General features: G+C 71.3%; 23 protein-coding genes. 7 read left to right on the top strand and 16 right to left on the bottom strand.

Annotated features, from left to right (window positions below; all coding sequences use genetic code 11):
• Positions 1 to 73: 73 nt before the first annotated feature.
• Genes ureG through FOF48_RS27485 form a run of 5 tightly spaced genes read right to left on the bottom strand, consistent with a single transcriptional unit; the run spans position 74 to position 4,391 of the window.
• Positions 74 to 790, bottom strand: coding sequence for an urease accessory protein UreG (ureG, locus tag FOF48_RS27465; protein WP_143906226.1), 717 nt, complete (start codon positions 788 to 790; stop codon positions 74 to 76).
• A 24-nt stretch (positions 791 to 814) separates the two neighbouring features.
• A complete protein-coding gene (locus tag FOF48_RS27470; protein WP_143906228.1) occupies positions 815 to 1,477 on the bottom strand; it encodes an urease accessory protein UreF in 663 nt (220 codons plus the stop codon).
• 11 nt (positions 1,478 to 1,488) lie between these two features.
• The gene (gene ureC / locus FOF48_RS27475; protein WP_143906230.1) at positions 1,489 to 3,204 is read right to left on the bottom strand and encodes an urease subunit alpha; all 1,716 of its coding nucleotides are present in this window, start codon (positions 3,202 to 3,204) and stop codon (positions 1,489 to 1,491) included.
• Positions 3,201 to 3,983, bottom strand: a complete 783-nt coding sequence (gene ureA, locus FOF48_RS27480; protein ID WP_143906232.1) for an urease subunit gamma — start codon at positions 3,981 to 3,983, stop codon at positions 3,201 to 3,203. Before ureA ends, ureC begins: the two co-directional genes overlap by 4 nt.
• Before the next feature lie 60 nt (positions 3,984 to 4,043).
• Complete coding sequence (locus FOF48_RS27485) at positions 4,044 to 4,391, bottom strand: hypothetical protein (RefSeq protein ID WP_143906234.1); 348 nt, start codon at positions 4,389 to 4,391, stop codon at positions 4,044 to 4,046.
• 25 nt (positions 4,392 to 4,416) lie between these two features.
• Between FOF48_RS27485 and FOF48_RS27490 the strand changes: the two genes are divergently transcribed.
• On the top strand, positions 4,417 to 5,367 hold the full coding sequence (locus FOF48_RS27490; protein ID WP_143906236.1) for a hypothetical protein: 951 nt from the start codon (positions 4,417 to 4,419) through the stop codon (positions 5,365 to 5,367).
• A 1-nt stretch (position 5,368) separates the two neighbouring features.
• Here FOF48_RS27490 and FOF48_RS27495 read toward each other — a convergent pair whose 3' ends face one another.
• On the bottom strand, positions 5,369 to 6,199 hold the full coding sequence (locus FOF48_RS27495; RefSeq protein WP_143906238.1) for an urease accessory protein UreD: 831 nt from the start codon (positions 6,197 to 6,199) through the stop codon (positions 5,369 to 5,371).
• A 277-nt stretch (positions 6,200 to 6,476) separates the two neighbouring features.
• Here FOF48_RS27495 and FOF48_RS27500 point away from each other — a divergent pair, with 277 nt between their 5' ends.
• Complete coding sequence (locus FOF48_RS27500) at positions 6,477 to 7,901, top strand: hypothetical protein (protein WP_143906240.1); 1,425 nt, start codon at positions 6,477 to 6,479, stop codon at positions 7,899 to 7,901.
• Positions 7,902 to 8,014: 113 nt separating this feature from the next.
• On the opposite strand, the gene FOF48_RS27505 is transcribed toward FOF48_RS27500, so the two are convergent.
• Positions 8,015 to 8,218, bottom strand: coding sequence for a YtxH domain-containing protein (locus tag FOF48_RS27505; protein WP_143906242.1), 204 nt, complete (start codon positions 8,216 to 8,218; stop codon positions 8,015 to 8,017).
• A gap of 227 nt (positions 8,219 to 8,445) precedes the next feature.
• Between FOF48_RS27505 and FOF48_RS27510 the strand changes: the two genes are divergently transcribed.
• Entirely contained in the window at positions 8,446 to 10,008 is a 1,563-nt protein-coding gene (locus tag FOF48_RS27510) for an alpha/beta hydrolase-fold protein (protein ID WP_143906244.1), read from the top strand.
• 137 nt (positions 10,009 to 10,145) lie between these two features.
• Positions 10,146 to 11,405 (top strand): hypothetical protein, encoded by a 1,260-nt coding sequence (locus FOF48_RS27515; RefSeq protein WP_143906246.1) that lies wholly within the window; start codon positions 10,146 to 10,148, stop codon positions 11,403 to 11,405.
• A 170-nt stretch (positions 11,406 to 11,575) separates the two neighbouring features.
• On the opposite strand, the gene FOF48_RS27520 is transcribed toward FOF48_RS27515, so the two are convergent.
• The 5 genes from FOF48_RS27520 to FOF48_RS27540 form a co-directional block, all read right to left on the bottom strand.
• Positions 11,576 to 12,733, bottom strand: coding sequence for an alpha/beta fold hydrolase (locus FOF48_RS27520; RefSeq protein ID WP_143906248.1), 1,158 nt, complete (start codon positions 12,731 to 12,733; stop codon positions 11,576 to 11,578).
• Between the two features lie 146 nt (positions 12,734 to 12,879).
• Positions 12,880 to 13,998, bottom strand: a complete 1,119-nt coding sequence (locus FOF48_RS27525; RefSeq protein WP_143906250.1) for an aldo/keto reductase — start codon at positions 13,996 to 13,998, stop codon at positions 12,880 to 12,882.
• A 93-nt stretch (positions 13,999 to 14,091) separates the two neighbouring features.
• Positions 14,092 to 14,676, bottom strand: a complete 585-nt coding sequence (locus FOF48_RS27530) for a TetR/AcrR family transcriptional regulator (protein WP_143906252.1) — start codon at positions 14,674 to 14,676, stop codon at positions 14,092 to 14,094.
• A gap of 62 nt (positions 14,677 to 14,738) precedes the next feature.
• Complete coding sequence (locus FOF48_RS27535; RefSeq protein ID WP_143906254.1) at positions 14,739 to 16,532, bottom strand: amidase; 1,794 nt, start codon at positions 16,530 to 16,532, stop codon at positions 14,739 to 14,741.
• Between the two features lie 47 nt (positions 16,533 to 16,579).
• On the bottom strand, positions 16,580 to 17,299 hold the full coding sequence (locus FOF48_RS27540; protein WP_143906256.1) for a sterol desaturase family protein: 720 nt from the start codon (positions 17,297 to 17,299) through the stop codon (positions 16,580 to 16,582).
• A gap of 131 nt (positions 17,300 to 17,430) precedes the next feature.
• On the opposite strand from FOF48_RS27540, the gene FOF48_RS27545 reads away from it, so the two are divergent.
• Positions 17,431 to 18,282: a hypothetical protein gene (locus FOF48_RS27545; RefSeq protein ID WP_143906258.1), complete on the top strand. Its 852-nt coding sequence runs from the start codon at positions 17,431 to 17,433 to the stop codon at positions 18,280 to 18,282.
• Between the two features lie 9 nt (positions 18,283 to 18,291).
• Here the strand turns inward: FOF48_RS27545 and FOF48_RS27550 are convergent, their stop codons facing one another.
• The 4 genes from FOF48_RS27550 to FOF48_RS27565 form a co-directional block, all read right to left on the bottom strand.
• Positions 18,292 to 18,771 (bottom strand): DUF4126 family protein, encoded by a 480-nt coding sequence (locus FOF48_RS27550; protein ID WP_143906259.1) that lies wholly within the window; start codon positions 18,769 to 18,771, stop codon positions 18,292 to 18,294.
• A gap of 83 nt (positions 18,772 to 18,854) precedes the next feature.
• The gene (locus FOF48_RS27555; RefSeq protein ID WP_143906262.1) at positions 18,855 to 19,670 is read right to left on the bottom strand and encodes a hypothetical protein; all 816 of its coding nucleotides are present in this window, start codon (positions 19,668 to 19,670) and stop codon (positions 18,855 to 18,857) included.
• Between the two features lie 42 nt (positions 19,671 to 19,712).
• Complete coding sequence (locus FOF48_RS27560) at positions 19,713 to 20,153, bottom strand: group II truncated hemoglobin (RefSeq protein ID WP_186002096.1); 441 nt, start codon at positions 20,151 to 20,153, stop codon at positions 19,713 to 19,715.
• 8 nt (positions 20,154 to 20,161) lie between these two features.
• Complete coding sequence (locus FOF48_RS27565; protein ID WP_143906264.1) at positions 20,162 to 21,046, bottom strand: 5'-3' exonuclease H3TH domain-containing protein; 885 nt, start codon at positions 21,044 to 21,046, stop codon at positions 20,162 to 20,164.
• Between the two features lie 251 nt (positions 21,047 to 21,297).
• Here FOF48_RS27565 and FOF48_RS27570 point away from each other — a divergent pair, with 251 nt between their 5' ends.
• Together FOF48_RS27570 and FOF48_RS27575 are read left to right on the top strand one after the other, a co-directional pair.
• Positions 21,298 to 21,663, top strand: a complete 366-nt coding sequence (locus FOF48_RS27570; protein ID WP_143906266.1) for a DUF4398 domain-containing protein — start codon at positions 21,298 to 21,300, stop codon at positions 21,661 to 21,663.
• Positions 21,664 to 21,694: 31 nt separating this feature from the next.
• Entirely contained in the window at positions 21,695 to 22,864 is a 1,170-nt protein-coding gene (locus FOF48_RS27575) for an OmpA family protein (RefSeq protein ID WP_143906268.1), read from the top strand.
• Positions 22,865 to 22,992 lie beyond the last annotated feature (128 nt).

Here is a 22,992-nt window from a genome sequence, read left to right on the forward strand (position 1 = left end):
GTCAGGTCCCTGTCTTCCCCTCCCGGCGGAGTGACATCCAGTCACCGCCCGTGCTGGCCTCCGGCCGCCGCCTCTAGCGCCGCCGCCAGGCGTCCAGCAGGTGGCCCACCACCGCGTCCACGCCCACGTCGTGCGTCACCTGGGTGAAGACGAAGGGGCCCTCGCCGCGCATCTTCCGGGCATCGCGGTCCATCACGCCCAGGTCCGCGCCCACGTGCGGCGCCAGGTCCGTCTTGTTGATGACCAGCAGATCCGACTGGGTGATGCCCGGCCCGCCCTTGCGCGGCACCTTGTCTCCGCCCGCCACGTCGATGACGTACACCGTGTAGTCCGCCAGCTCGCGGCTGTACTGCGCGGCCAGGTTGTCACCGCCGCTCTCCACGATGAGCAGCTCCGGGTGCAGCTCCTCCATCAGCTGCTCCAGCGCGAGTAGGTTGTGGCTGATGTCCTCGCGGATGGCCGCGTGCGGGCACCCGCCCGTCTCCACCGCCTTGATGCGCTCCGGGGACAGGGCCTGGTTGCGCACCAGGAACTCCGCGTCCTCCTTCGTGAAGATGTCGTTGGTCACCACGCCCAGCCGGTATTCGTCGCGCAGCTTCTTGCACAGGGCCAGCACCAGCGCCGTCTTGCCGCTGCCCACCGGCCCGCCAATGCCAATCGTGAACGCCCGCTGCGAATAGTCCCGCCGGTGCGGCTTGTCGCGCGCGTCGAAGTGGCCGGGGTGCTCCCAGTCCTCGTGCGTGTGCTCATGTCCATCCTGCCCATGTCCGCGGTGGTCTTCGTCGTGCATGTCGCCCTCCCCTTCGTCCTGGAGTCAGGACAGGAACAGCCTCGAATAGAGCCGGTCGTGCGTGGCGCCCATCAGGTCCCAGAGCGGCGCGGGCTGCGCCAGGTCCTCCACGCCCAATGCCTTGCAGTGCGACAGCACCGCGTCCAGCAGCGGCGTCGCCTGATGTTGCACCTGATGCGACTCGTGGGTGCCGATGACGCCCATGCGCACGCCCGCGGACAGCGCCCCCCGGAGCGTGAGCGACAGGAAGAGCCGCTGCGCATCCTCCAGGTCCACCTCCAGCGCGCGCAGCACCGCGCCGAACACCGGCGCATGGTGGAAGCGCACCCCGGCCGCGCGGGCCGCCTCGCGCACCGGCCCCACCGCGTCCGGGAAGATGCGCGCGCAGGTGTCCAGGAAGGCCCGCCCCTGCGTGCGGCTGGCCCGGTGGGCCACGTGGTTGGTGAGGAACACCTCCGCGCGCGCGTCCAGCGCCGGGAGCGACGCGGGGTCGCGCCACGCCTCGCCCAAAAGCGGCAGGCCGCCCAGGCCCGCCTGCCAGAGCAGCGCCTCCACGAAGCGCCGCACGCCGGCCGCGCCGCGCACCTCGCCCAGCTGCACCGCGGCCTCCAGTCCCCCCGAGTGCGCGAAGCCCCCGGTGGGAAAGCCCGAGTCCGCCAGCTGCAACACCCTCCAGCCGGAAGCCATGGCCGCGTCCCTCAGAACAGCGAGTAGCGCTGGGCCAGGGGCAGCCAGCTCGCGGGCTCGCAGCGCAAGAGCGCTCCGTCCGCCCGGACCTCGTAGGTCTCGGGATCCACCGTGATGACCGGCAGCGCGTCGTTGAGCCGCATGTCCTTCTTGCCCAGGCGGCGGCAGTTCGCCACCGCGGACAGCCGCTTGGTGAGCCCCAGGCCCTGCACGGTGCCCTCCGCCAGCGCGCGTCCGGACACGAACGCGATGCTGGTGGAGCCGAGCGCCCGGCCGCGCGCGCCGAACATCGGGCGCATGAGGTACGGCTGCGGCGTGGGGATGGACGCGTTCGCGTCTCCCATCTGCCCCCAGGCGATGAAGCCTCCCTTGAGCACCAGCTCCGGCTTCGCGCCGAAGAACGCGGGCCGCCACAGCACCAGGTCCGCCAGCTTCCCCACCTCCACGGAGCCCACCTCATGGGACAGCCCGTGGGCGATGGCCGGGTTGATGGTGTACTTCGCCACGTAGCGGCGGATGCGCAGGTTGTCGTTGTCGCCCTGCTCGCCCGGGAGCCGTCCGCGCTGCTCGCGCATCTTGTGCGCCGTCTGCCACGTGCGGGTGATGACCTCGCCCACCCGGCCCATGGCCTGGCTGTCGGAGGCCATCATGCTGATGGCGCCCAGGTCGTGGAGGATGTCCTCCGCGGCGATGGTCTCCCCGCGGATGCGGCTCTCCGCGAAGGCCACGTCCTCCGGAATCTCGCGGTCCAGGTGGTGACACACCATGAGCATGTCCAGGTGCTCATCCAGCGTGTTCACCGTGTACGGCCGCGTGGGGTTGGTGGAGCTGGGCAGCACGTTGGGCGCGCCGCACACGCGGATGATGTCCGGCGCGTGGCCGCCGCCCGCGCCCTCCGAATGGTACGTGTGGATGGTGCGGCCCTTGAACGCGGCCAGCGAGTCATCCACGTAGCCAGACTCGTTGAGGGTGTCCGTGTGGATGGTGACCTGCACGTCCTCGCCATCCGCCAGCGTGAGGCAGGTGTCGATGGCGGCCGGCGTGGTGCCCCAGTCCTCGTGCAGCTTGAGCCCGATGGCGCCCGCGCGCACCTGGTCCAGCAGCCCGTCCGGCAGCGACGTGTTGCCCTTGCCGGTGAGGCCGATGTTCAGGGGCAGCGTGTCCGTGGCCTCCAGCATCCGCGCCAGGTTCCACGCGCCCGGCGTGCAGGTGGTGGCGTTGGTGCCCGTGGCCGGGCCGGTGCCGCCGCCCACCCAGGTGGTGATGCCGCTGGCGATGGCCTCGTCCGCCTGCTGCGGGCTGATGAAGTGGATGTGCGTGTCCAGGCCGCCCGCGGTGAGGATGAGCCCCTCTCCCGCGATGACCTCCGTGGTGACGCCCACCACCATGCCCGGCGTGACGCCCGCCATGACGTCCGGGTTGCCCGCCTTGCCAATGCCCGCGATGCGCCCGGCCTTGATGCCCACGTCCGCCTTGTGGATGCCCGTCCAGTCCACGATGAGCGCGTTGGTGATGACGCAGTCGAGCGCGCCCTTGTCCCCCACGCCCGCGCGCTGGCCCATGCCCTCGCGCAGCACCTTGCCGCCGCCGAACTTGCACTCGTCCCCGTACACGGTGGCGTCGCGCTCCACCTGGAGCCACAGGCCCGTGTCCCCCAGCCGCACCCGGTCCCCCGTGGTGGGGCCGAACATGTCCGCGTAGTGGCGGCGATCCATCGTGCGGCTCATGAGCGGTCCTCCTCCTTCGCGTCCTCGTGACCGAAGCCTTGCGCGCGCACGGCCGAGAGCAGCTGCTCGCGGCCCGCGTCGGACACCTTGCCGCCGCCCAGCGCGTTGCCGCCGCGCACCACCTGCTCCCCGGCGATGGGCACCAGCGACACGGTCTTCACCTCGCCCGGCTCGAAGCGCACCGCCGTGCCCGCGGGGATGTCCAGCCGGTGGCCGTAGGCGACGCCCCGGTCGAACACCAGCGCGCGGTTCACCTCCGCGAACGGGTAGTGACTGCCCACCTGCACGGGCCGGTCCCCCCGGTGCGTGACGCGCAGGCTGACGGCCCTCCGGCCCGCGTTCAGCTCCACCGTGCCGCCCTCCGCGCGCACGTGCCCGGGCGGCCCCTCCGGCGACGCGGCGGGCACCGTGAAGCGCTCCAGCGAAGGCACCGGCAGGAAGCTGCCATGGAGCGCCAGCGACAGGTCCCCGTGCTCCGCCACCACCGGGTGGTGCACCGTGACGAGCTTGGTGCCGTCCGGGAAGGTGCCCTCCACCTGCACCTCCAGCAGCATCTCCGGCACGCCGTCCATCACCTGCGCGCGCCCCAGGAACCGCCGCCCCAGGTCCATCAGCTCCGCCACGCTCCGGCCGTCGCGGATGAACTCCAGCAGCTGCGTGGCGATGAGCGCCACCGCCTCCGGGTAGTTGAGGCGCAGGCCCCGCGCCAACCGCTTCTGGGCGACCACGCCCGCCTGATGCAGCAGCAGCTTGTCCACGTCACGGGGGGACAGATGCATGGGCGCGACTCCCTCGGGGGTCCGGCGGGGATTTCGACCCCGTCAACCTAGCGCGACGCGTCACCCTGAGCCAGGATACGGCTGTTCCGCGTTTTCCCCCTTCAAGAGGGCCCACTCCATGAAGAGCATCAAGGCCGCGTTCTCCCGGACGCCCAAGACGACGCCCCCGGCCGCACCGACGGTGCCGAGCACGGCGAGCTCGTCGAGCTCGGCGTCGACCTCTACGAAGCCGCCGGCGCAGATGAAGCCGCCTGCCGCGTCGTCGTCCTCGACCCTGCCCCCGAGCGCGTCGCCGGTCCCCCGGCCCCCCACGCCGGACAGGACGTCGCTGGGGGACGCGTTCAAGCCGTCCATGAGCTCCCCGGCCTCCTCTTCCTCCTCCTCTTCCTCGCCGCGCCCGAACATCAACGCGCACGAGCTCCAGGGCCCCCAGATGCAGGCCCCCCAGCTCTCCGAGAGTGAGATCCAGGACCTGGCCCTGGGTCGCACGCCGGGCAAGGGCAGGGCGGCGGCGCCGCGGCCTGAAATCCAGCAGGTGTGCGAGGAGATGAAGCAGGAGCTCCCGGGCGCGGAGGTGCTGCGCTACACGGACCAGGGCGGCCACCCGATGCTGAAGAAGCCGGGCCTGCCCTCCGGCACGGACGCGGGCGTGTGCAGCGCGATGACCTCCGAGTGGATCCGCACCGGCATCGAAGCGGGCGGCGACCCGAAGAAGGGCTCGCAGGCGTTCGGCAAGGTGACGGACCACCAGTTCGCGGGCCTCATCGACAAGCAGCACGTCGAATCGCTCCAGGGCGACGCCATCACGCGCAGGAACAACGCCAACATCGCGTCCATCGCCAAGCTCCAGGACGACATCGCGGGGCTGAAGCTCAAGCAGGCGCAGCGCGGGGCCATCAACGAAAAGCTCACCGACCCGGACCTGTCCCCCGACGAGCGCCAGAGCCTGCTGGCGCAGCGCAAGGCGCTGGGCCATGAAATCAAGGAGGGCAGCGCCCAGGCGAAGCTGGACTCGGCGGCCATCACCCAGACGCACCATGAGCTGCAGGCCGAGACCGCCGCCTTCCGCGCGGGCCGGGGCGGTGGCTACCCGGGCGTGCGCGTGCAGGACTACGAGCCCATCCAGGGCGAATCCTTCGCGCAGAAGCTGTTCGACGGCACGAAGGAGAACGGCCACTACCGGATGGGCCTGCGCAAGCCGGGCGAGGCCGCGGAGGGCCACGTCATCGGCCTGCACAAGACGGACGGCGAGAGCCGCCTGATGGATGCCAACACCGCCGAGTGGAAGACGAACAACCACAAGGACTTGATCAACCTGACGGCGGAGCACATCGACCGGCTGTACCCCGGCTACGAGTCGTTCGACCTCACCCGCTACGGCTGAGTCACACCCGCCGGGCCCACGGGTCGTCCCCCAGCAGGCCCGGCAGGAACGACAGCCAGTCGCGCGTGGTGGCCAGCAGCGTCTCCAGTGAGACGGCCGCCACGCGCAGCAGCAGCCCGTCCTCACCCAGCGGACTCGCGGAGACCACCTCCCGGTCGCGCGGCTTCACCGGCAGCGCCGCCACCCGCGCGGCCAGCGCCTCCCGCGCGGAGCAGAGCGCGGGCCCCACCAACAGCACCGACGCCAGCGCGTCGAAGCGGCCCAGCCGCTCGGTCAGCGCGCCGTGCGCGGGGTCCAGCACCCACCGCTCGTCCACGAGCGCGCGGCCCTCGCGCTCGACGCGCAGGCGGGACGCGTAGCGCTGGAAGGCCCACCGCTCCCCCCGGGCGCTGCGCCCGGCCGACACCACGTCCGCCAATACCAGGCACGCACCCCGCGCCAGCGTCACGTCAAATGTCTGTGAATAGCGCGCATCGGCGAAACAGACAGTCGGGTCCGGCACCCATGCCAGCAACGCCTCCGGGCCCACGCGCGCCCGCAGCTCGCTCTGGCAGCCCTTGGGGGAGCGGTAGACGCGGTTGGCGCCCTGGGTGGCCACGAGCGCCGTGGCCCCGTCCGCCACGTCCACCTCCAGCCGCAGGTGGTCCCCGTCCACCAGCCCGCCGCCGAAAGAGCTGGTGTAGGCCCAGGCCGCGTGGCCGTGGTTGCGAGGCGTGAGCAGCCGTAAGGGGCTGTGCGCCAACGCGGTGCGTACAACGGTGCGGGGGCCGGAGCGCTCGAAGGCGAGCCGCGCGACGCCCGCGCGCTCCGAGCTGGGAAGGGCGGAAATCACCCTCCCCTTCTAGCACGGGGGGCAGGCCTCGGTTCCCGTGTGGACCTGGGGAGTAACAGCCCGCGCTACAACCCCACCGGTTTTCGTAGCGCGATGGGACACATTCACAGCTCAAAACATGTTCTTGCTGTGATGCCCGCATAGATTGAAATCGCTGGCAAAGCCTTCCCATTCCCCAACCCAAGACAATGACTGGCATGGAAGCTGCTCTGCATCCCTGACGTGGCCGGACAAAGCCTGTCAGCCCACGCCTCTTCACCTCACAAGGAATCACCCCATGCCCCACAGCTCCGTGCGAGGCCTTCGTGGCCTCGTCCCGTCCCTGTTGCGTTCGCTGTCCCTGACCTCCCTGGCGCTCGGAGGCCTCATCGCCTCCGCGCCCGCGCACGCGGCGACCAAGTCGGAAGGCCCCTTCCAGGCTCCCGCGGCGACCATCATCGACGTGAACATCGAAGATGGCGCGCTGACGGCGCGCATCCTGTGGTCGGAGGACGCGAGCCCGGAGCAGGGCCTGCGGCTGGTGTCCCTGGACGGCAAGGACGGCGCCGGCGAGAGCGTTGACGTCAAGCCGCAGCCGGGCAAGGAGTCGGAGGTCAAGCTGTTCGGCGCGGTGAAGGATCCGTGGGAGACGGGCTGGTCGCGCAAGCTGGTCCTGCAGGACGCGAAGGGCCAGGCGGTGAGCACCCGGCCCTACGACCTCACCCTGGACTGCGAGTCCGAGGACAAGTGCGGGCTGGTGGCGACCATGGGGACCGCGGCCAGCGAGGGCGTGGTGCGCCTGAGCGAGGACCTGGACGACGCCATCAAGATCCTGCGTGAGAAGACCGGGGACGCCAAGTTCGACCTGGTCGGGCAGGTCTCCGAAGCCTTCCCCGAGCTGCGCGGCGAGGTGCTGGTGTACGCCCACCAGCTGGCGCTGCTGAAGCCCACCGCGGGTCCCTGCAATTGCTCGTGGCAGATGGTGAAGGGCCGCAACCCCGCCAGCGGCGGCTACTCCCTCTACGGCTCCGCGCACCTGAGCAGCCGCTCTGGCTGGAACGGCGAGGGCGCCAAGCACTGGATGACCTCCTATGCCCAGGGCAAGTTCCTCTCCAGCGTGCACGAGATCTCCGGCTCGGCGGATGGCAACAGCAACCTGACGCTGCGGCTCAGCTGCTCGCAGCTGCTCTACACCATCGACAAGTGGGTGACGGTGTTCAACCCGGACGGCTCCATGACGACCCTCCACATCGTCCAGCCCGTCTACGGCACCTGCACCTCGCCCTGCCAGGCCCGCTTCGACCACCAGGGCCGCATCACGGGCCGGACGTACATCAACGGTGACAACCGCCCCGGCAACCGCGCCATCGCGGAGGAGACGGGCCGCTACTCCGTGGATGGCGTCTACCAGCTCAACCACACCGTCACCCAGGGCGGCAGCTTCGACAACATCGCCACCCGCACCGTGTATGGCTATGGCAGCACCGGCCGCGTCGAGTCCCACGGCTACACCCGCGCGGTGGGCCGGTGGGAGAGCGCGACCGCCAGCGTGAACAACGGCCACACCCTGGCCATCCACGCCACCGCGTCCTGCATGGCCGACCCCTACAAGGAGGTCGCCACCTGGGACTTCGGCACCACCATCGACTACACGCACTACGAGAGCCTGCGGCAGACCATCAAGAGCTTCTTCTGGCAGTGGTACATCCCCGTCAACCCGTAGTCCGTGACTGACGCGCGGGGACTCCGCTGACGACAACACCCTGGAGGCCGGCCCCCGCGCGGGTGTCCGGTGTCCAGGGTGTTGGCGTTTCTTCCGCGCGGTCGCGCGCGGGACTACTTGTCGGTCGCGTCCTCGATCTTGTCGCCGGCCTTCTCCACCGCGTCGCCCGCCTTGTCGGCGGCGTCCTCGGCGGTGTCCTTCGCCTTGTCGCCGGCCTCCTCCATGTCGTCCTTGGCGGACTCGCGGGTGTTGCGGTGGCAGCCCACGCCCACCGACAGGGCGCCCAGCGTCATGGCCAGCAGCGTCAGCTTCTTCATGAGATGTGACTCCTTCGCTTCGGGGGGCCCGGGAGTATGCGGCCCGGCGTCCTCCCCCGTGCGCGGCGCAAGGTAGGCACTGTCCACCACCTGCCAAGGGGGGCTCCCCCCGGTGCGCTGGCTTCGGACACCGGGACCTGCCCTGACGGTGTCCGACCGCGCTGGTACGGTGTGACTTCGCGTGGGGGTTCCCCTCCCTCCCCCCGCCACCGGAGGCTTGCGCATCCATGGCGTCTTCCCGCTCCCCGCGGCCCACCCTGCTGCTCGTCCTGGCGCTGACGGCCCTCTGGGCCTGTCACTCGGATGACTCCACGCCCCCGGTCGAGCGGGTCTACTCCGACGTGCAGTTCGACCTGACGGTGCCGCCGGAGACGCCCGCCAACGCGGAGCTCTTCCTCACCGGCCCCAGCGCCACGTTCGGCGGACCCGACGGGCGGGGCCTGGAGCTGGTCTACCAGGGCGGCCGCGTGTTCAGCCTGAAGGCGCGCCTGCCCAAGAACACCGCCTTCACCTACGCGGTGCGGATGACCGCGCCCTCGGCGCAGGTGGCGCTCGACGCCGGAGGTGCACCGGAGGCGGAGCGCACCCTCACGGTCCACGAGGACGAGGAGAATGTCGCGCTGACGGTGGAGCGCTTCGGCCCGGGGGCGGGGGAGACAGGCGCGAAGACCGTGTTCATCGTCCGGGTGCCGGACATCACGCCCTGGGATGGGGAGGTCTGGCTGTCCGGGAACCAGCCCCAGCTGGGGAACTGGAACGGCGCGGAGGTAAAGCTCTTCAAGGCCGTGGGCAACGCATACGCTGGCGCCGTCACCTTCCCGGTGGATACGGCCCTGGAGTTCAAGGTGACGCGCGGTTCGTGGGAGACAGTGGAGAAGAGCCACACGGGCGCGGAGGTCGCCAACCACGCGTTCACCACGGGCGGCGGCTTCGAGCGCGTCCCCGTGGAGGTGGGCGGCTGGGCGGACCTCACCCCGCCCCCACCGCCCCCGCCCCCGTCGCTCACGGGCGACGTGCGCTACCTGCGCGGCGTGACGCCCACCGACCCGACGCTGCGTCCGCGCGACGTCATCATCTGGCTGCCGCCCGGCTATGAAGCGGACACCGCCCGCCGCTACCCCGTGCTCTACATGCACGACGGGCAGAACCTGATGGACGTGCGCACCGCGTACGCCGGCGAGTGGAACGTGGATGAGACGGCGCAGGCGCTGGTGCAGGCCGGCGCGGTGGAGCCGCTCATCATCGTGGGCGTCTACAACACCCAGGACCGCATCGCGGAGTACACGCCCGTGCCCGACGCGGCGGAGGGCTACCCGGACGCGGGCCGCGCGGACGCCTATGGCCGGTTCCTCATCCAGGAGCTGAAGCCCCGCATCGACGCGGAGTTCCGGACGAAGCCGGGCGCCGAGTCCACGGGGCTCGCGGGCTCGTCCCTGGGCGGACTGGTGTCCATGTCCCTGGGCCTCAAGCACCCGGACGTCTTCAGCCGCCTGGGCGTGGTGTCGCCGTCGGTGTGGTGGGCGGACCGGGAGATCCTCGCGGAGGTGGACGCGCTGGGCGCGAAGCCCGCGCTGCGCATCTGGGAGGACATCGGCACGAACGAAGGCTCCGGCAGTCAGGCGGAGACCGTGGAGGACGCCCAGGCGCTGCGCGACGCGCTGGTGGCCAAGGGGTGGGTGCTGGACGGCGACCTCAAGTTCACGGTGGTGCAGGGAGGCCAGCACAACGAGGCCGCGTGGTCCGCGCGCTTCGGTGACCTGCTGCGCTACCTGTTTCCCGCCGCGCCCTGACGCAAGCGCCGGACACCGCCGGCTCCGGGGCTCCCTCTCGCCCCGTGAGCCGGTTGTGACTTGAACGCCTACCACCGGGTGTGAAACACGCAGCGGTGTCCCACCCAGGTATTCCCACAAAATCAAGGAATTGTCGCATGCGTCTCGCATGGAATCGGCTGTCGTGGCTGGTGCCGTCGCTGCTGGTGGTGGCGTGCGGTCCCTCGCAGGAGCCCATGGAGTCCCCCGAAGCTCCGGCGGAGGTGGGCACGAGCACGCGGTCCGTGCTGTACCCGCCGCCCGCGCCCGCGAGCGGCAACATCGTGGACAGCACGGCGTTCCTGGGCCCGGTGGGGCTGAACGACTCGGTGCAGACGCGCTTCACGGCCAACCCGCAGTACCTGTCCTTCAACTTCAAGGTGGCCGCGGGCGCGCAGGTGCGCCTGGAGGTGACGCACCTGGGCAGCAGCATGTACCTGGACACGGGCCTGTTCATCTACGGCCCGAAGGACGCCAGCGGCAGCTACGGCACCACGGTGCGCGCGCAGGACGACGACGCGGGCTATGGCGAGCTGTCCAAGGTGAACAGCCTGACCCTGGCCCAGGGCGGCGAGTACCTGGCGGTGGTGAGCACGGGCACGGGCGCGGGCAAGCAGTTCCGGCTGTACCTGGGCTGCCTCAACGGCGCCTGCGCGCCGGAGGACCTGTTCACGGCGTGTGACCTGGACGTGGCCACGCGCATCGAGGTGTGTGACGAGAGCGTGGTGGAGACGCAGCACCTGACGCCCGCGCAGGCGCTGCCCCAGTGCACGGACGCGCAGGACGCGCACGCGGCCTGGGTGGAGCAGTGCCAGCGGCCCTCGGGCCAGAAGGCGTGGTGCGCGGACGGAGAGGCGGCCTTCACGTCGCGGATGTGGCCCGTGTGCAAGGACTTCTACCAGCGCTATTACAGCGCGGGCCCGCTGCCCCTCACGACGCTGGAGGACAACGACGCCATCAACGAGGCCCGGGCCGCGGGCCACACCCGCTGCAAGGCGGGCGACAACTTCTGCGATGAGTTCCTGTGGACGTTCAACGTGCCGTCCATCGCGGACACGCAGCCCACGCAGCTGGACTGGGTGGTGGAGGGCGCCTTCGCGGCGCTGCCGGAGCTGTCCTCGAACCGGCGCGTGCAGTTCCAGCGGCTGGCGGACCTGACGTACGCGGACTTCGCGAGCCGCATCGCGTACGCCTTCCCGGAGCTGGGCACGGTGCTCCCCGCGGAGCTGGGCGACGGCACGGAGGTGCCGGTGGTGGCGCACCTCTACGACAACCCGGTGGTGGCCCCGGGCGCGCATGACTTCCACAACCTCTACCTCGTGTATTTCCCGCGCTCGCACCGCACCGCGGTGTTCTGGCTCATCCAGCACGAGCTGTGAGCGGTGAGGCCCCGCGTGCGGTGCGCGCCTGGAGCGTGGCCGCGCGGGGGGGTGAAGCACGGCGAGGGATGACCTCGGCAAGGGAGTGGGCGGCGCTCGGCTCATCGCGCGTCGCGCCTCGCCGTTTTCCCATCCCGACGGTAGTGCTCGGGGAGTGGGCGGCGCTCGGCTCATCGCGCGTCGCGCCTCCGCGGTGTCGCGCCCTGGGGTTGGAGCGGGGGCCGCGCCGCACGCTCCCGCTGGAGGAGCCAGGTGGAGATGGCGCTCCTGCACTCCTCCGCGTGGTCGAGGAAGGCGAAGTGGCCGCCTTCTGTCTCCACGTAGGTCGCGCCGCCGCCCAGGCGGCGGGAGAAGGCCCGCATGGAGGCCGTGGGCATCATCGTATCCGTCCGCCCCTGCACCATCAGCGTGGGGACGCCGGGTGCGGCCGCCGCCGTCTCCGCGCCGGCCACGAGGATGAGTCCGAGCAGTTCGAGCCCCGCTGGTGCCACGCGATGGACGAGCAGCGTGGCGCCCACGGCCCCGTTGGAGAGCCCACCCAGGTAGACGCGGCGGATGCCCCGCGCCGCCAGCCATGCGTAGGTGGCTTCGAGGGTGCGCGCTCCCTGCGGCGCCCACCAGTCTCCGGCGGGCCCCACGGAAGGGCAGACGGTGAGCGCGGAGATGCTCCGCACCGCCTGGGCCATCTGCCAGCAATACACCGCGAAGTTTCCGGCGAAGCCGTGAAGGAAGACCACGGCCGTGTCTGTCTTCTCCTGGCCCTCTGGAGAGACCACCAGCGCATCGAAGGACTCCGGGGACTGGAGCCCCAGGTAGGTCGCGATGGCGGGGGTGGCGACCAGGCCCTCCTCCGCGCCCATCCGCTCGAAGGCGGCCTCCAGCGCGCGGACGAACTCGCGCGTGTCGGAGCGGGGCAGACGCCGGGTGAGCAGCAGCACATGCGCCGCGAGCAGCGTCCCATCCCGCTCGTCGACGAGCCGATTCACCCAGCGGTGGCCTCCCGCCGGCAGGTGGAGCGTGTCCAGGTGGGTCCCGCGCGCGAGCACGAGCCGCGTCGAACCGACGAGGAGCAACAGCGCGAGGCCGGCCCGGCCCAGCCACCGCCGTGAGCGGGACAGGAGCCCCGCGGACAGGAGCAGCAGGCCCGCGACGTACCCCCACCCCGACACCGAAGCCCCGACCCAGACGGCGAGCGCCCACAGGCCCAGCGCCACGGGAGCCAGGACGAGCCCTCCGGCGAACGCGAGCCGGGCCCGCCCCCCTGGCGCGTCCTTCGCCGAGGAAGCCAGGGAGGGCCGTGTGTCAGGCACCGTGAGGGATTGAGCCATGGGGGCACCTTCGCAGCCGCCACGAAGGAAGCGGAGCCCGCGCGGCCGAACGGTCCGGCGGGCGGGGGGAACGGCGCGCAGGGGGAGTCGGCCGGTCCGAGGGAAAGCCGGACGCGGGCGGGCTCCACGAGGAAGGGGGGTGTGCCCTAACCGACCCGGGCCGCGGTCCCGGTGAAGACAGGTGAGGTGTAGCCCGCGGGCTTGTCCCCCACGGCGGCCTTGCCGTGCAGGTCCAGCTGGTAGGGATTGGAGAACATCGAGTGGGGGAACGGCACGGGCGGCGCGCTGGCCTCATCCAGCTGGCGGCGCAGCCCGGCGGGGATGCTGAAGTCGAGCGCGGCGAGGTTGCCGTCCAGCTGACTGGGGTTGCTGGCGCCCAGGATGACCGAGCCCACGCCGGGCTGCGTCGCCACCCAGTTCAGCGCCACCTGGGACATGTCCTTGCCCAGCTCCTTCGCCACCTGCTCCAGCACGGTGACGATGCGCCAGTTGCGCTCGGTGAACAGGCCCAGCTGCTGGCCGCCCACCGCGGAGATGAGGCGGCCATCGCCCTGCGCGCCGCCCTCGCTGGGGCGGTACTTGCCAGAGAGCAGGCCCATGCCCAGCGGGCTCCAGGCGGTGATGCCCATGCCCAGCGTCTGCGCCAGCGGGGAGAACTCGTGCTCCAGGCTGCGCTCCACCAGCGAGTACTGGAGCTGGAGGTTGATGAGCGGCGTCAGCGCGTGCGCCTCCGCCCAGGTCTGCGCGCGGGCCGCGTACCAGGACGGCACGTCGGACAAGCCGGCGTAGCGGATCTTCCCCGCGCGCACCAGGTCATCGAACGTGCGGACGACCTCCTCCGCCGGCGTGATGCGGTCCCAGGTGTGCAGCAGGTACAGGTCGATGTAGTCCGTACGCAGCCGCCGCAGCGACGCCTCCACCGCGCGCATCATGTTCTTGCGGCTGTTGCCCCCCGCGTTCGGATCCCCCGGGCGGGTGGAGTTGTAGGTGTACTTGGTGGTGAGGACGATGCGGTCCCGGTCCCCGCGCTCCTCCATGAACTTCCCGAGCAGCGTCTCGCTGGTGCCGTGCGTGTAGAGGTCGGCGGTGTCCACGGAGTTGCCCCCCGCGTCCAGGTAGCGGTTGAACAGCGTCCGGGCCACGTCCTCGGTGCTGCCCCAGATGCCGCCCAGCGGCCCCTCCTTCCCGAACGTCATCGTGCCCAGCGACAGCGGGCTGACGCGCAACCCCGAACGGCCCAGCAGGTAGTAGTGGCTCATCGACATGGTGTGGCGCTCCTTGCGGATATTTGGACTGAACAATCCAGATACAGACATGCGAAGACAGCGGGCGGTGGCGCCGCGCTGAGACAGGAGGTGCTACCGGGACTGGAGGCCCGCGAGGGCGAAGTCCACGATGTCGCGGAGGGCCTCGGGCGGGGTGCCGGCCTTGGCGGACATGCGCAGGCCGGCGATGGTGGTGAGGAGGAAGCCGGCGGCGACGCGGGAGTCTACCTGGGGGCTGAGCTCGCCCTTGCGCTGGGCCTCCTTCACGACGCGCTCCAGCGCGCCATGGCCCAGGGCCCCGCTGGTCTTGAGCAGCGTGGCGACGTCCGGATCCACGTTCGCCAGCTCCGAGGTCGCGTTCGTCGTGAGGCAGCCCCGGGCGCGCTCCTTCGGGGTGCCGTTGGGGATGGAGAGGAGGTACTCGCGGATCGCGCCCAGCGGAGACGGGTGGGAGCGCAGGCACTCCACCAGGTTGGCGCTGTACTCCGCCTGGTAGCAGCGCAGGGCCTCCAGGTAGAGGCCGTGCTTGTCCCCGAAGGTGTCGTACATGCTTTGCCGCCCGATGCCCATCGCGCGCAGCAGGTCGTCCGTGGAGGTGGCCTCATAGCCCTGCTCCCAGAAGACCTTCATCGCGCGACGCACGGCCTCGTCGCGGTCGAACTCCTTCGTCCGTGCCATGCGCGTTTCGTAATGATTCTGGACTGACCTGTCAAATCAATCAGCCCAGGGCCTTCCGGGGGTCAGAAGCCGGGCGGGCGCTCCCCGGCGACGCCGGACGCGCGCTCCAGGGCGATGCCCACGCGGCCCAGGGTGCCCTCGTCGAAGAGCTGGCCGATGAGGGTCACGCCATGGGGGACGCGGCGCGGGGTGGCGAAGGTGGGCACGGGCCGCTTGGGGTCCGGCGCCCAGTCGCTGCGGGCCTGGGACACCTCCACGAAGCCGGTGCGCAGCGTGAGGGACGGGTGGCCCGTGTGGTTGGAGATGGTGAGGATTTCATCGCGCAGCGAGGGCACGAGCAGCACGTCCACCTGGGACATCACGCGCGCCATCTCCTGGGCCACCTTGCGGCGCAGCCGGTCCGCCTGGACGAAGTCCACCGCGGACAGGAAGCGGGACTGGCGGAAGAGGTTGGGCCACGCGTCCGGCACCTGCATCCTGAGTGCGTCCACGCCGTGGCTGAGCGTCAGCTCCTCGAAGGCGGCGGCGGCCTCCGCGAAGAGGATGACGTTGAGGCTGGAGTACGGCCAGTCGGGGAACTGGACCTCCACCGGCGTCATCCCCAGGCCCTTGAGCGTCTCCAGCGCCGCCCGGTCCACGTCCGTGGCGGGGCTCTCCTTCATCCACGCGGGCACGTAGCCCACGCGCAGGCCCTTCACGCTCGCGTTCGCGTCGAAGTCCAGCTTCGCCTGGACGCTCGCCACGTCGCCCGCGTCCGGCCCGTTGAGCGCGGCCAGCACCAGCAGCGAGTCCTCCACCCCTCGCGTCATGGGCCCCAGCTTGTCCAGCGACCAGCACAGCGTCATCGCGCCCGTGCGCGGCACGCGGCCGAAGGTGGGCCGCAGGCCGGTGATGCCGCAGCGCATGGAGGGCGACACGATGCTGCCGCCCGTCTCGCTGCCCAGGGAGAAGCCCACGAGCCCCGCCGCCGTCGCCGAGCCCGGCCCCGCGCTGCTGCCCGAGGAGCCCTCCTCCAGCAGCCACGGGTTCTTCGTCTCCCCGCCGAACCACACGTCGTTGAGCGCCAGCGCGCCCAGGCTGAGCTTCGCCACCAGCACGGCGCCCGCGCGGTGAAGCCGCTCCACCGCGGCGGCGTCCGTGGTAGGGATGCGGTCGCGGAAGGGCTCGGCGCCGTAGGTGGTGCGGATGCCCGCGGTGTCCACCAGGTCCTTGGCTCCCCACGGGATGCCGTGCAGCGGGCCCTTGTACCGGCCCGCCGCGATGTCGCGGTCCGCCTGCCGGGCCTGCGCGAGCGCCAGCTCCGGCGTGAGGGTGATGACGCACTGGAGCCGAGGGTCGAAGCGCTTCAGGCGCTCCAGGTACAGCTGCGTCAGCCGCTCCGACGTGATGGCGCGGGACTCCACCCAGCGCGACAGCTGCGTGAGCGGCGCGAAGGCGATGTCCTCTTCCTTCGTGGGCAGGGGCGTCTTCGTGGCGCGGCTGCGCACGAAGCGGTCTCTCGCGGGGGCGGTGGACTTGAAGCCCGGCAGCGAAGGGTTCCACTGCGAGGCGGGCGACAGCGTGGGCTCCAGCGCGAGCGTGCGCGGACCGGTGCGGCGCTCCTGGAGCGGGGCCAGGGACACGCGCCAGTTGCCGGCGGCCTGGGCCCGCTCCTCGGGCGTAAGCCGCACCTGCATCAACTTCTCCGCCTCCGCGAAGGTGGTGGGGCTGACCTCCGGACCCACCGTCGGGCCCGCGCCGAAGGTGGGCGGCGCTCCAGCGGGCGTGGGCGTGCCCGCGTCCGGTGCCGCCGACACGGCGGTGCTCGCGAGTCCAATCACGGTGTGGGTCAGGAACTGCCGACGCGAGCTGGCCATGGCGCAACCTCACGGATGAAGCGAAGGGGGCGCCAGTGTGCCATCTCCTACGAGCGGTGCACGTCGCGGAAGGCGAGCATGGCGCCCAGCTGCTGCTCCTTCGCGTCATCGAAGCCGCACGTGGCGTCCCAGGTGGCGGGGTTCTCGTAGGTGCCGAACAGCTTGTCCCACAGGGGCAGGTCGCCGTAGTTGTTCTTGTGCTTGCCGTACTCGTGGTGGATGCGGTGCATCTCCGGCCGCTGGAAGAACCAGCCCACCCAGCGCGGGGTGCGGATGTTGGTGTGATAGAAGTATTCGCCCAGCGCGCAGCAGGCCGTGTAGATGGCGCCCGCCGCCGGGCTCAACCCCAGCACCATGTAGACGAGCAGTCCGCCAATCAGGCTGTTGACCGTCATCTCCAGCGGGTGCTTGTAGAAGCTGGTGATGACCTCCAGCCGCTGCGGGCTGTGATGGATTTGATGAAACAGGCGCCAGAGCACGTCGCTCTCATGGCGCGCGCGGTGCCACCAGTAGAAGACGAACGTGGCGATGAGATAGGCCAGCACCCCGCCCACCACCGGGCCCACGTGCCGGGACAAGTGGAAGAGCGACGCGGCGGAGAACCACCGGTCCCAGGTGAACCCGCCCAGGACCACCACGCCCACCTGCGCCAGGTTGATGATCACCACGCGCAGGTGCCAGCCCTTCACACGGGGCAGCTTCCACCCACGCCCGGCTTGTTCGATGAGAAAACAGATGCCGGCGATGAGCACGAGCCAGGGCAGCATGGAGGTCCCTCCGGAAATTCGAGCCGGACCCTCATACGAATGACGCGCGCGAATCTATCTATCCGCGCGGACGGACACTGTCACCTGAGGGGGATGGGACGGGAGGAAGGGGGGCTGGCATCCTCCGGGGCATGGCGCGGAACAGCACCCTGACGGCGCGGTTGGGCTACATCGACACGCAGGCCACCTTCGTGCAGGCGGCCCTGCTCGCGGCGCACGGGGCGGGGGCTCGCGCCGGCGGCTTCCGCGTGTCGGACGTGCGCTTCTTCTTTCTGTTGTTCACCAACTGGGTGGAGCACGACGTCACCCGGCCGTCCCAGGACATCGACCTGACGCAGGTGCGCCGGACGCTGGAGCGGCTGGTGCGCGCGGGCCACGCGGAGGCGAGCGTGGGCGCGGGGACGAAGGGGCTCCCCCGGGGGCGCCGCTATGTGCTCACCGGGGAGGGGCTGTGCGCCCTGGCGGAGGGCCTGGCCGCGCGCGAGCGGGCGCCGCTGGAGGAGGCGCTGTTCGCGGTCTGCTTCGCGGCCAGCTACCGCGACGCGGTGTTGTCCCGCGTGGAGGGCCGGGCCCGGGCGCCGTCCCCGGCGGTGCGCAGGCGGGTGGAGCGGGCGTTGGATCCGCTGCGGCTCGTGAGGGAGGCGCAGCGCACCTCGGCCGCGGTGCTCGCGGACCTGGAGGGCCGGGTGGAGGCGGGCCTGCGCTACGAGGAGCAGGCGCGCGAGGCCCTGGCCCGCGCCGAACCCGAGACCGAGGTGGTGCGCGCCCTGGAGGCGGCGGGCTCCTATCAGTTGCACCGGGTGCGGCCCTTGGGAGAGGTGTTGCTCGCGCTGCCGGAGGACCTGCGCCAGTTCGAATTGACGGAGGGCATGGGCCTGCGCTCGCGCCTGCTCTTCGCGCCCCTGGCGGAGCGGGCGCGGGCGGAGCACGCGGTGCTGGAGCGGCTGGAGGCGCGGCTCACCGCCGGCAAGACGCCACGGTGAGCCGGGGACCTAGCGCAGGTGTTGCGTGAGGCGCGAGCCCAGGGCGATGGCCAGACCGTCCTCGAAGAGGCCCGCGACCAGGTTGGGCACGCGCAGCCTGCCCGACACGAGCGAGCGGAAGCCGTAGAAGAAGTAGCTGGAGGCGATGGCCGCCGCGGCGCCGACGATGGCGAACCCGAGCCTGGCGCCCTTGCGGTCGCGCGACACGGCGGCGCCGGTGATGGCGCCCGCGATGACGCGTCCGCCAATGAGCCTGCGGTCGATGCGCGGGAGCGCCTTGGGCGACTTGTCCGCCACCATCTCCCCCAGCGCCAGCACCCTCAGCCGCTGGGATACCCGCTTCGACGTGAGGCCCGGCAGGGCGCGCTTGAGACGCCGGCTCGGCTTGCGCGACAGCTCGTGCGCGAGGAACGCGGGCGCGGTCAGGGTCCGCATCCCCGCGAGGACACCGAAGCCCGCCGCCTTCCAGACATCATTGTTCGAACGCATCGGTCCCGACCCCCGTGGTGGGTGGTGAAAATGGGAGGGTGGGGGCGCCGCGGCCATCCGGCCATGTCCGTGCAGGCGGCCACTCAAGGGACAGGAGGCCTGGAGGGTGGGGAGGCCCGCAGCATCAGGCCCGCGATCAGCGCCCCCACTCCCGCGGCCAGCACTCCCCAGGTCTCGTGGTCGCCCGCGGGAGCCGCCAACGCCACGTCGATGCCCACGATGCCGAGCCCCAGGAAGATGCGCCGGGCCATGCGGCGCTCCCGCGTGGTGTCCGCGGCGACGGTGGCGAAGAAGAACGCGAGCACGGCTCCCACGAACTGCACGAGGGGAAAGCCGGGCCGCACGAGCAGCCACAGCTCGGAGCCCCACCTGGCGAGCACCTCCGTCCAGGTGGAGACGGGAGGAGGAGCCAGCGGCGCCTCCCCCGCCGCGGTGAGCCCATGGGAGTTGTTCCGGAGGTTCTCCGCCACGATGAAGCAGCCGAACTGCACCAGCGACGCCACCCCCAACACGAAGAGCATCCCCTTCGCCGGAGCCGGCGTCACCGTGAAGCCGTACTGGTACACGGCCTTCAGCCGCTCGGGAGGGACCTCCAGCGGGTGGGGATGGGGCAGGGCCAACAGGCCCCGGGTCGCGGCGATGCTGACGGGGATGCCCTGTTCATCCACCAAATCACCCACGCCTTGTCTCCCGAGGAGTCCGTGCAGCGCATGCGCGAGCGCGCCGGGGTCCTCCGTGTGGACCAAACGGGCGATGAGGGCATTGAGCTGCCCGGCCATCAAGCGGCGGGAGGCGCCGGTGGCGCTCACGGCCTCCTCGAACAGCGGCGCGAGCGCATCGGCGGAAGGAGTGGAGAGGTCCTCACGTCCGGGGGCTGGCGGCTGCATCCGCGTGCTCATCGCGTCAGTCTATGCCGGCGATGTGGATGGACTCGATGAACCTCACCCTTCCGTGTTGCGCAGGAAGTCCGCCACCTGGGCGAAGCGGCCATCCAGGAAGCCCCTCAAGCCCCCGGTGATGCCCCGCACGTCCATGGCCTTGCGCATGCAGCGCAGCCACGCGTCCCGCATCGCGGTGTCCACCGGCAGGTGCCCGTGGCGCATGCGCAGCCGGGGGTGGCCGTGCGTCGCGCTGTAGTGCTGCGGCCCGCCCAGCCAGCCCACCAGGAACATGCCGAAGCGCTGGCGCGTGCCCGCGTTCACCCGGCCCTGCGCGTCCAGTTCGTGGATGCTCGCGAGCGTGGGCTCCTCCGCGTCCATCACGTCGTAGAAGGTCTCCGCCAGCGCGTGCACCGCCTCCTCGCCTCCCAGGCGATGGAAGGGGGTGTCCTCCAGCGTGGGGACCCAGTCATCCGACGACGGCGGCTTCAATTCCATACCCATGGCTTCCTCTATGCCGCCCAGCGCTTTGGCCGGCGCTGGAGGCTCCTCAATCCCAATCCTTCACAGAACGCCTTGAAGCGCGCCTCCGGGACGCCCTTCCACTCCAGGTCCGCGAGCGACGCGGTGCCCGGCAGCGGCGCGTCCTCCACCAATGTGGCCAGCGTGCGGTACAGCCGCGCGTCCTCGCGGTGCGCCTTCAGCGTCGCCGCCAGCTTGTCCGCGCCCCGCACCTTCACCGTCCACTCCGCCGCGCTGTCCGGGATGGCCTCCAGGTGGCCGTAGGCCTGGAGCACCGCCGCCGCGCCCTTCGCACCGAAGCCCGGCAGCCCCGGGATGCCGTCCGCGTCGTCGCCCATCAGCGCCAGCAGGTCCGGCACGCTCTCGGGGGCCACGCCCAGCTTCGCCTTCACGCCCTCCGCGTCCACCACCTTCTGCTGCCGCCGGTCCACCTGCACCACCCGCGAGCCCCGCACGCTCTGGCCCAGGTCCTTGTCGGGGGTGAGCAGCCGCACCTGCTCCACCTCGCCCGCCCAGCGCGCCGCCGCGGTGGCGAGCGCGTCGTCCGCCTCGTGGTCCTTCATGGACCACACGCGCACGCCCAGCGCGGCCACCGCCTCTTCCACCAGGTCGAACTGCGCGCGCAGCTCCGGCGGCACGCCCTCGTCTCCCTTGTAACCGGCGAAGAGCGCGTTGCGGAACGAGCGGATGGGGTTGTCGAAGGCCACCGCGACATGCGTCACGGCCTCGGATTCGTCGTGCAACAGCGCGAGGAGGGAATCCATCACGCCGGCCGTGGCCTTCACGTCGCGCCCGTCCGGCGCGGTGGTGCCCGGCCGGGGCGAGTAGTGGGCCCGGTACAGCTCATACGTGCCGTCCACGAGGTGCAGGCGCATGCTCCCCCTCTAGCGTCCCAGCCGCCGCGCGGCCAGCGGCCCGTGCGCGGGGACAGCCGGGGCCGGGCTTGGGCGGCGTCGCCTGCCTGTGCGCCTCGTTCCCTACACGACGCCTGTCAACCCCCTTGGCCAGCGTGCCTGTTGGAGACAGGTCGCCGATGCCGACCGGGGTCGCACGCCCCACTTTCTGAACCGACTCCCTCTGGGTCGCGCCGGAGCGTCCCAGCATTCCAACCGGCATGAGGTGATCCATGCGCCCGAAGCTGTTCGCCGCTTCCCTGCTCTGCGTCGCGGCCCTTGGCTGTGCAAGCAGGCAGGTGATTCTCACGTCCACCCATCAGCAGCGCGTCCAGGCAGAGGCGGCGCTGCGCTCGGCGGAGAACTCCCAGGCGCCCAACGTGCCAGAGGCCGCCCGACACCTGGCCTTCGCCCGCCAGCAGATCAACGACGGCGAGCGGCTGATGCAGGAGGGCGAGCAGGAGGCCGCGGAGCTGCGCTTCCGTCAGGCCGCCGCGGACGCCGACCTGGCGGCGGCGCTGGCCCGCGCGGTCCCCCTGAAGAACGAGGCGCGCCGGACCTCTGAACGGGTCGATTCGATGCAGCGCGGCCAGCCCTGAAGTCCCCCCCTTTGATTGTGAGGAGAGCGTCATGCAGCGATGGAAACTTGGATGGCTGGCGATCGCGGGAGCCTCCGCGCTCACGATGGGGTGTGCCCATGGGCCCCCGCCCAGTGAGCTGACCGCGGCGCGGCAGGCGTACCAGCAGGTGTCCACGAGCCCCGAGGGCCGCGAGCGCCCCGCGGACGTGGCGGCGGCCCGGGCCGCGTTGCAGGAGGCGGAGAACGAGTACGCGCAGAGCAAGGGCTCGGTGAAGACCCGCTCGCTGGCGTACGTGGCCCTGCGCAAGGCGGAGATCGCCGAGGCGCGTGGCGAGGCGGACCTGGCCGCGCAGCAGCGGGCGGAGGCGGAGCAGTTGCTGCGTCAGCATCAGGAGTCGCGGGCGCAGACGCTCGCACGTCAGCAGCAGGAGGAGCGTGAGAAGTACGAACAGCAGCGGCAGCTGTACGAGCAGCAGCGCCAGCAGTACGACGCCCAGCGCCAGCAGGAGGCCGAGCGCATGCGCACGGCGAACGCGCAGCAGCAGGAGGCGGAGTCGCAGCGGCTGGCCCAGCTGAACCAGGAACTCCAGCAGCGCACGCAGCAACTGGAGCAGGAGCGCCAGGCGAGGCTCCAGGCGGAGCAGCGGGCCTCCCATGCGCTGACGCGGCTCCAGGATGAGAACGTGAAGGTGCGCGAGGAGGCGCGCGGCACGGTGGTGACGTTGTCCGGCAGCGTGCTCTTCGCGACGAACGCGACGAGCCTGCTGCCCGCGTCACGCGACCGGCTGTCGGACGTGGCCACGGCGCTGAAGGAGTCGAGGAACCCGTTGATCATCGAGGGCTACACGGACTCGCGCGGCACGGAGGAGTACAACGACCAGCTGTCGGAGCGCCGCGCGGAGAGCGTGCGGGACTTCCTGGTCGCCCAGGGCGTGCCGCGGGAGCGCATCCAGATCCGCGGCATGGGCAAGAGCCGGCCGGTGGCGAGCAACGCCACGGCGGAGGGCCGCGCCAACAACCGCCGCGTGGAGATCGTGGTGGAGCGCAACGTGGCGGGCACGCAGCCGTCCCGCTCCAGCAGCGGCGTCGGAGGCAGCGGCGAGGAGCCGAAGCCGCAAGGCTCGGGCATCGACCACCAGAGCCCGGCCCCGGATCAAGGCACCGGCGGCAGCGGCGCCCAGAAGCAGGTCCCCGAGCAGCCCATGGACCACGGCGAGTGACGGCGTGAAGTGACGGTAGCGATTGGGGCTCGTCGCGGCAGGGTGCGCGACGAGCCCCGTTCGCGTCTTTCGTGAGCGCCTTGGAAGGATCGCCTGCGTGGACCAGCCCGCTGGAGGTGCCCGTGTCC

The sequence above is a fragment of the Corallococcus sp. Z5C101001 genome (assembly GCF_007352635.1).
In the GTDB taxonomy this organism is placed as follows: Bacteria; Myxococcota; Myxococcia; order Myxococcales; family Myxococcaceae; genus Corallococcus; species Corallococcus silvisoli.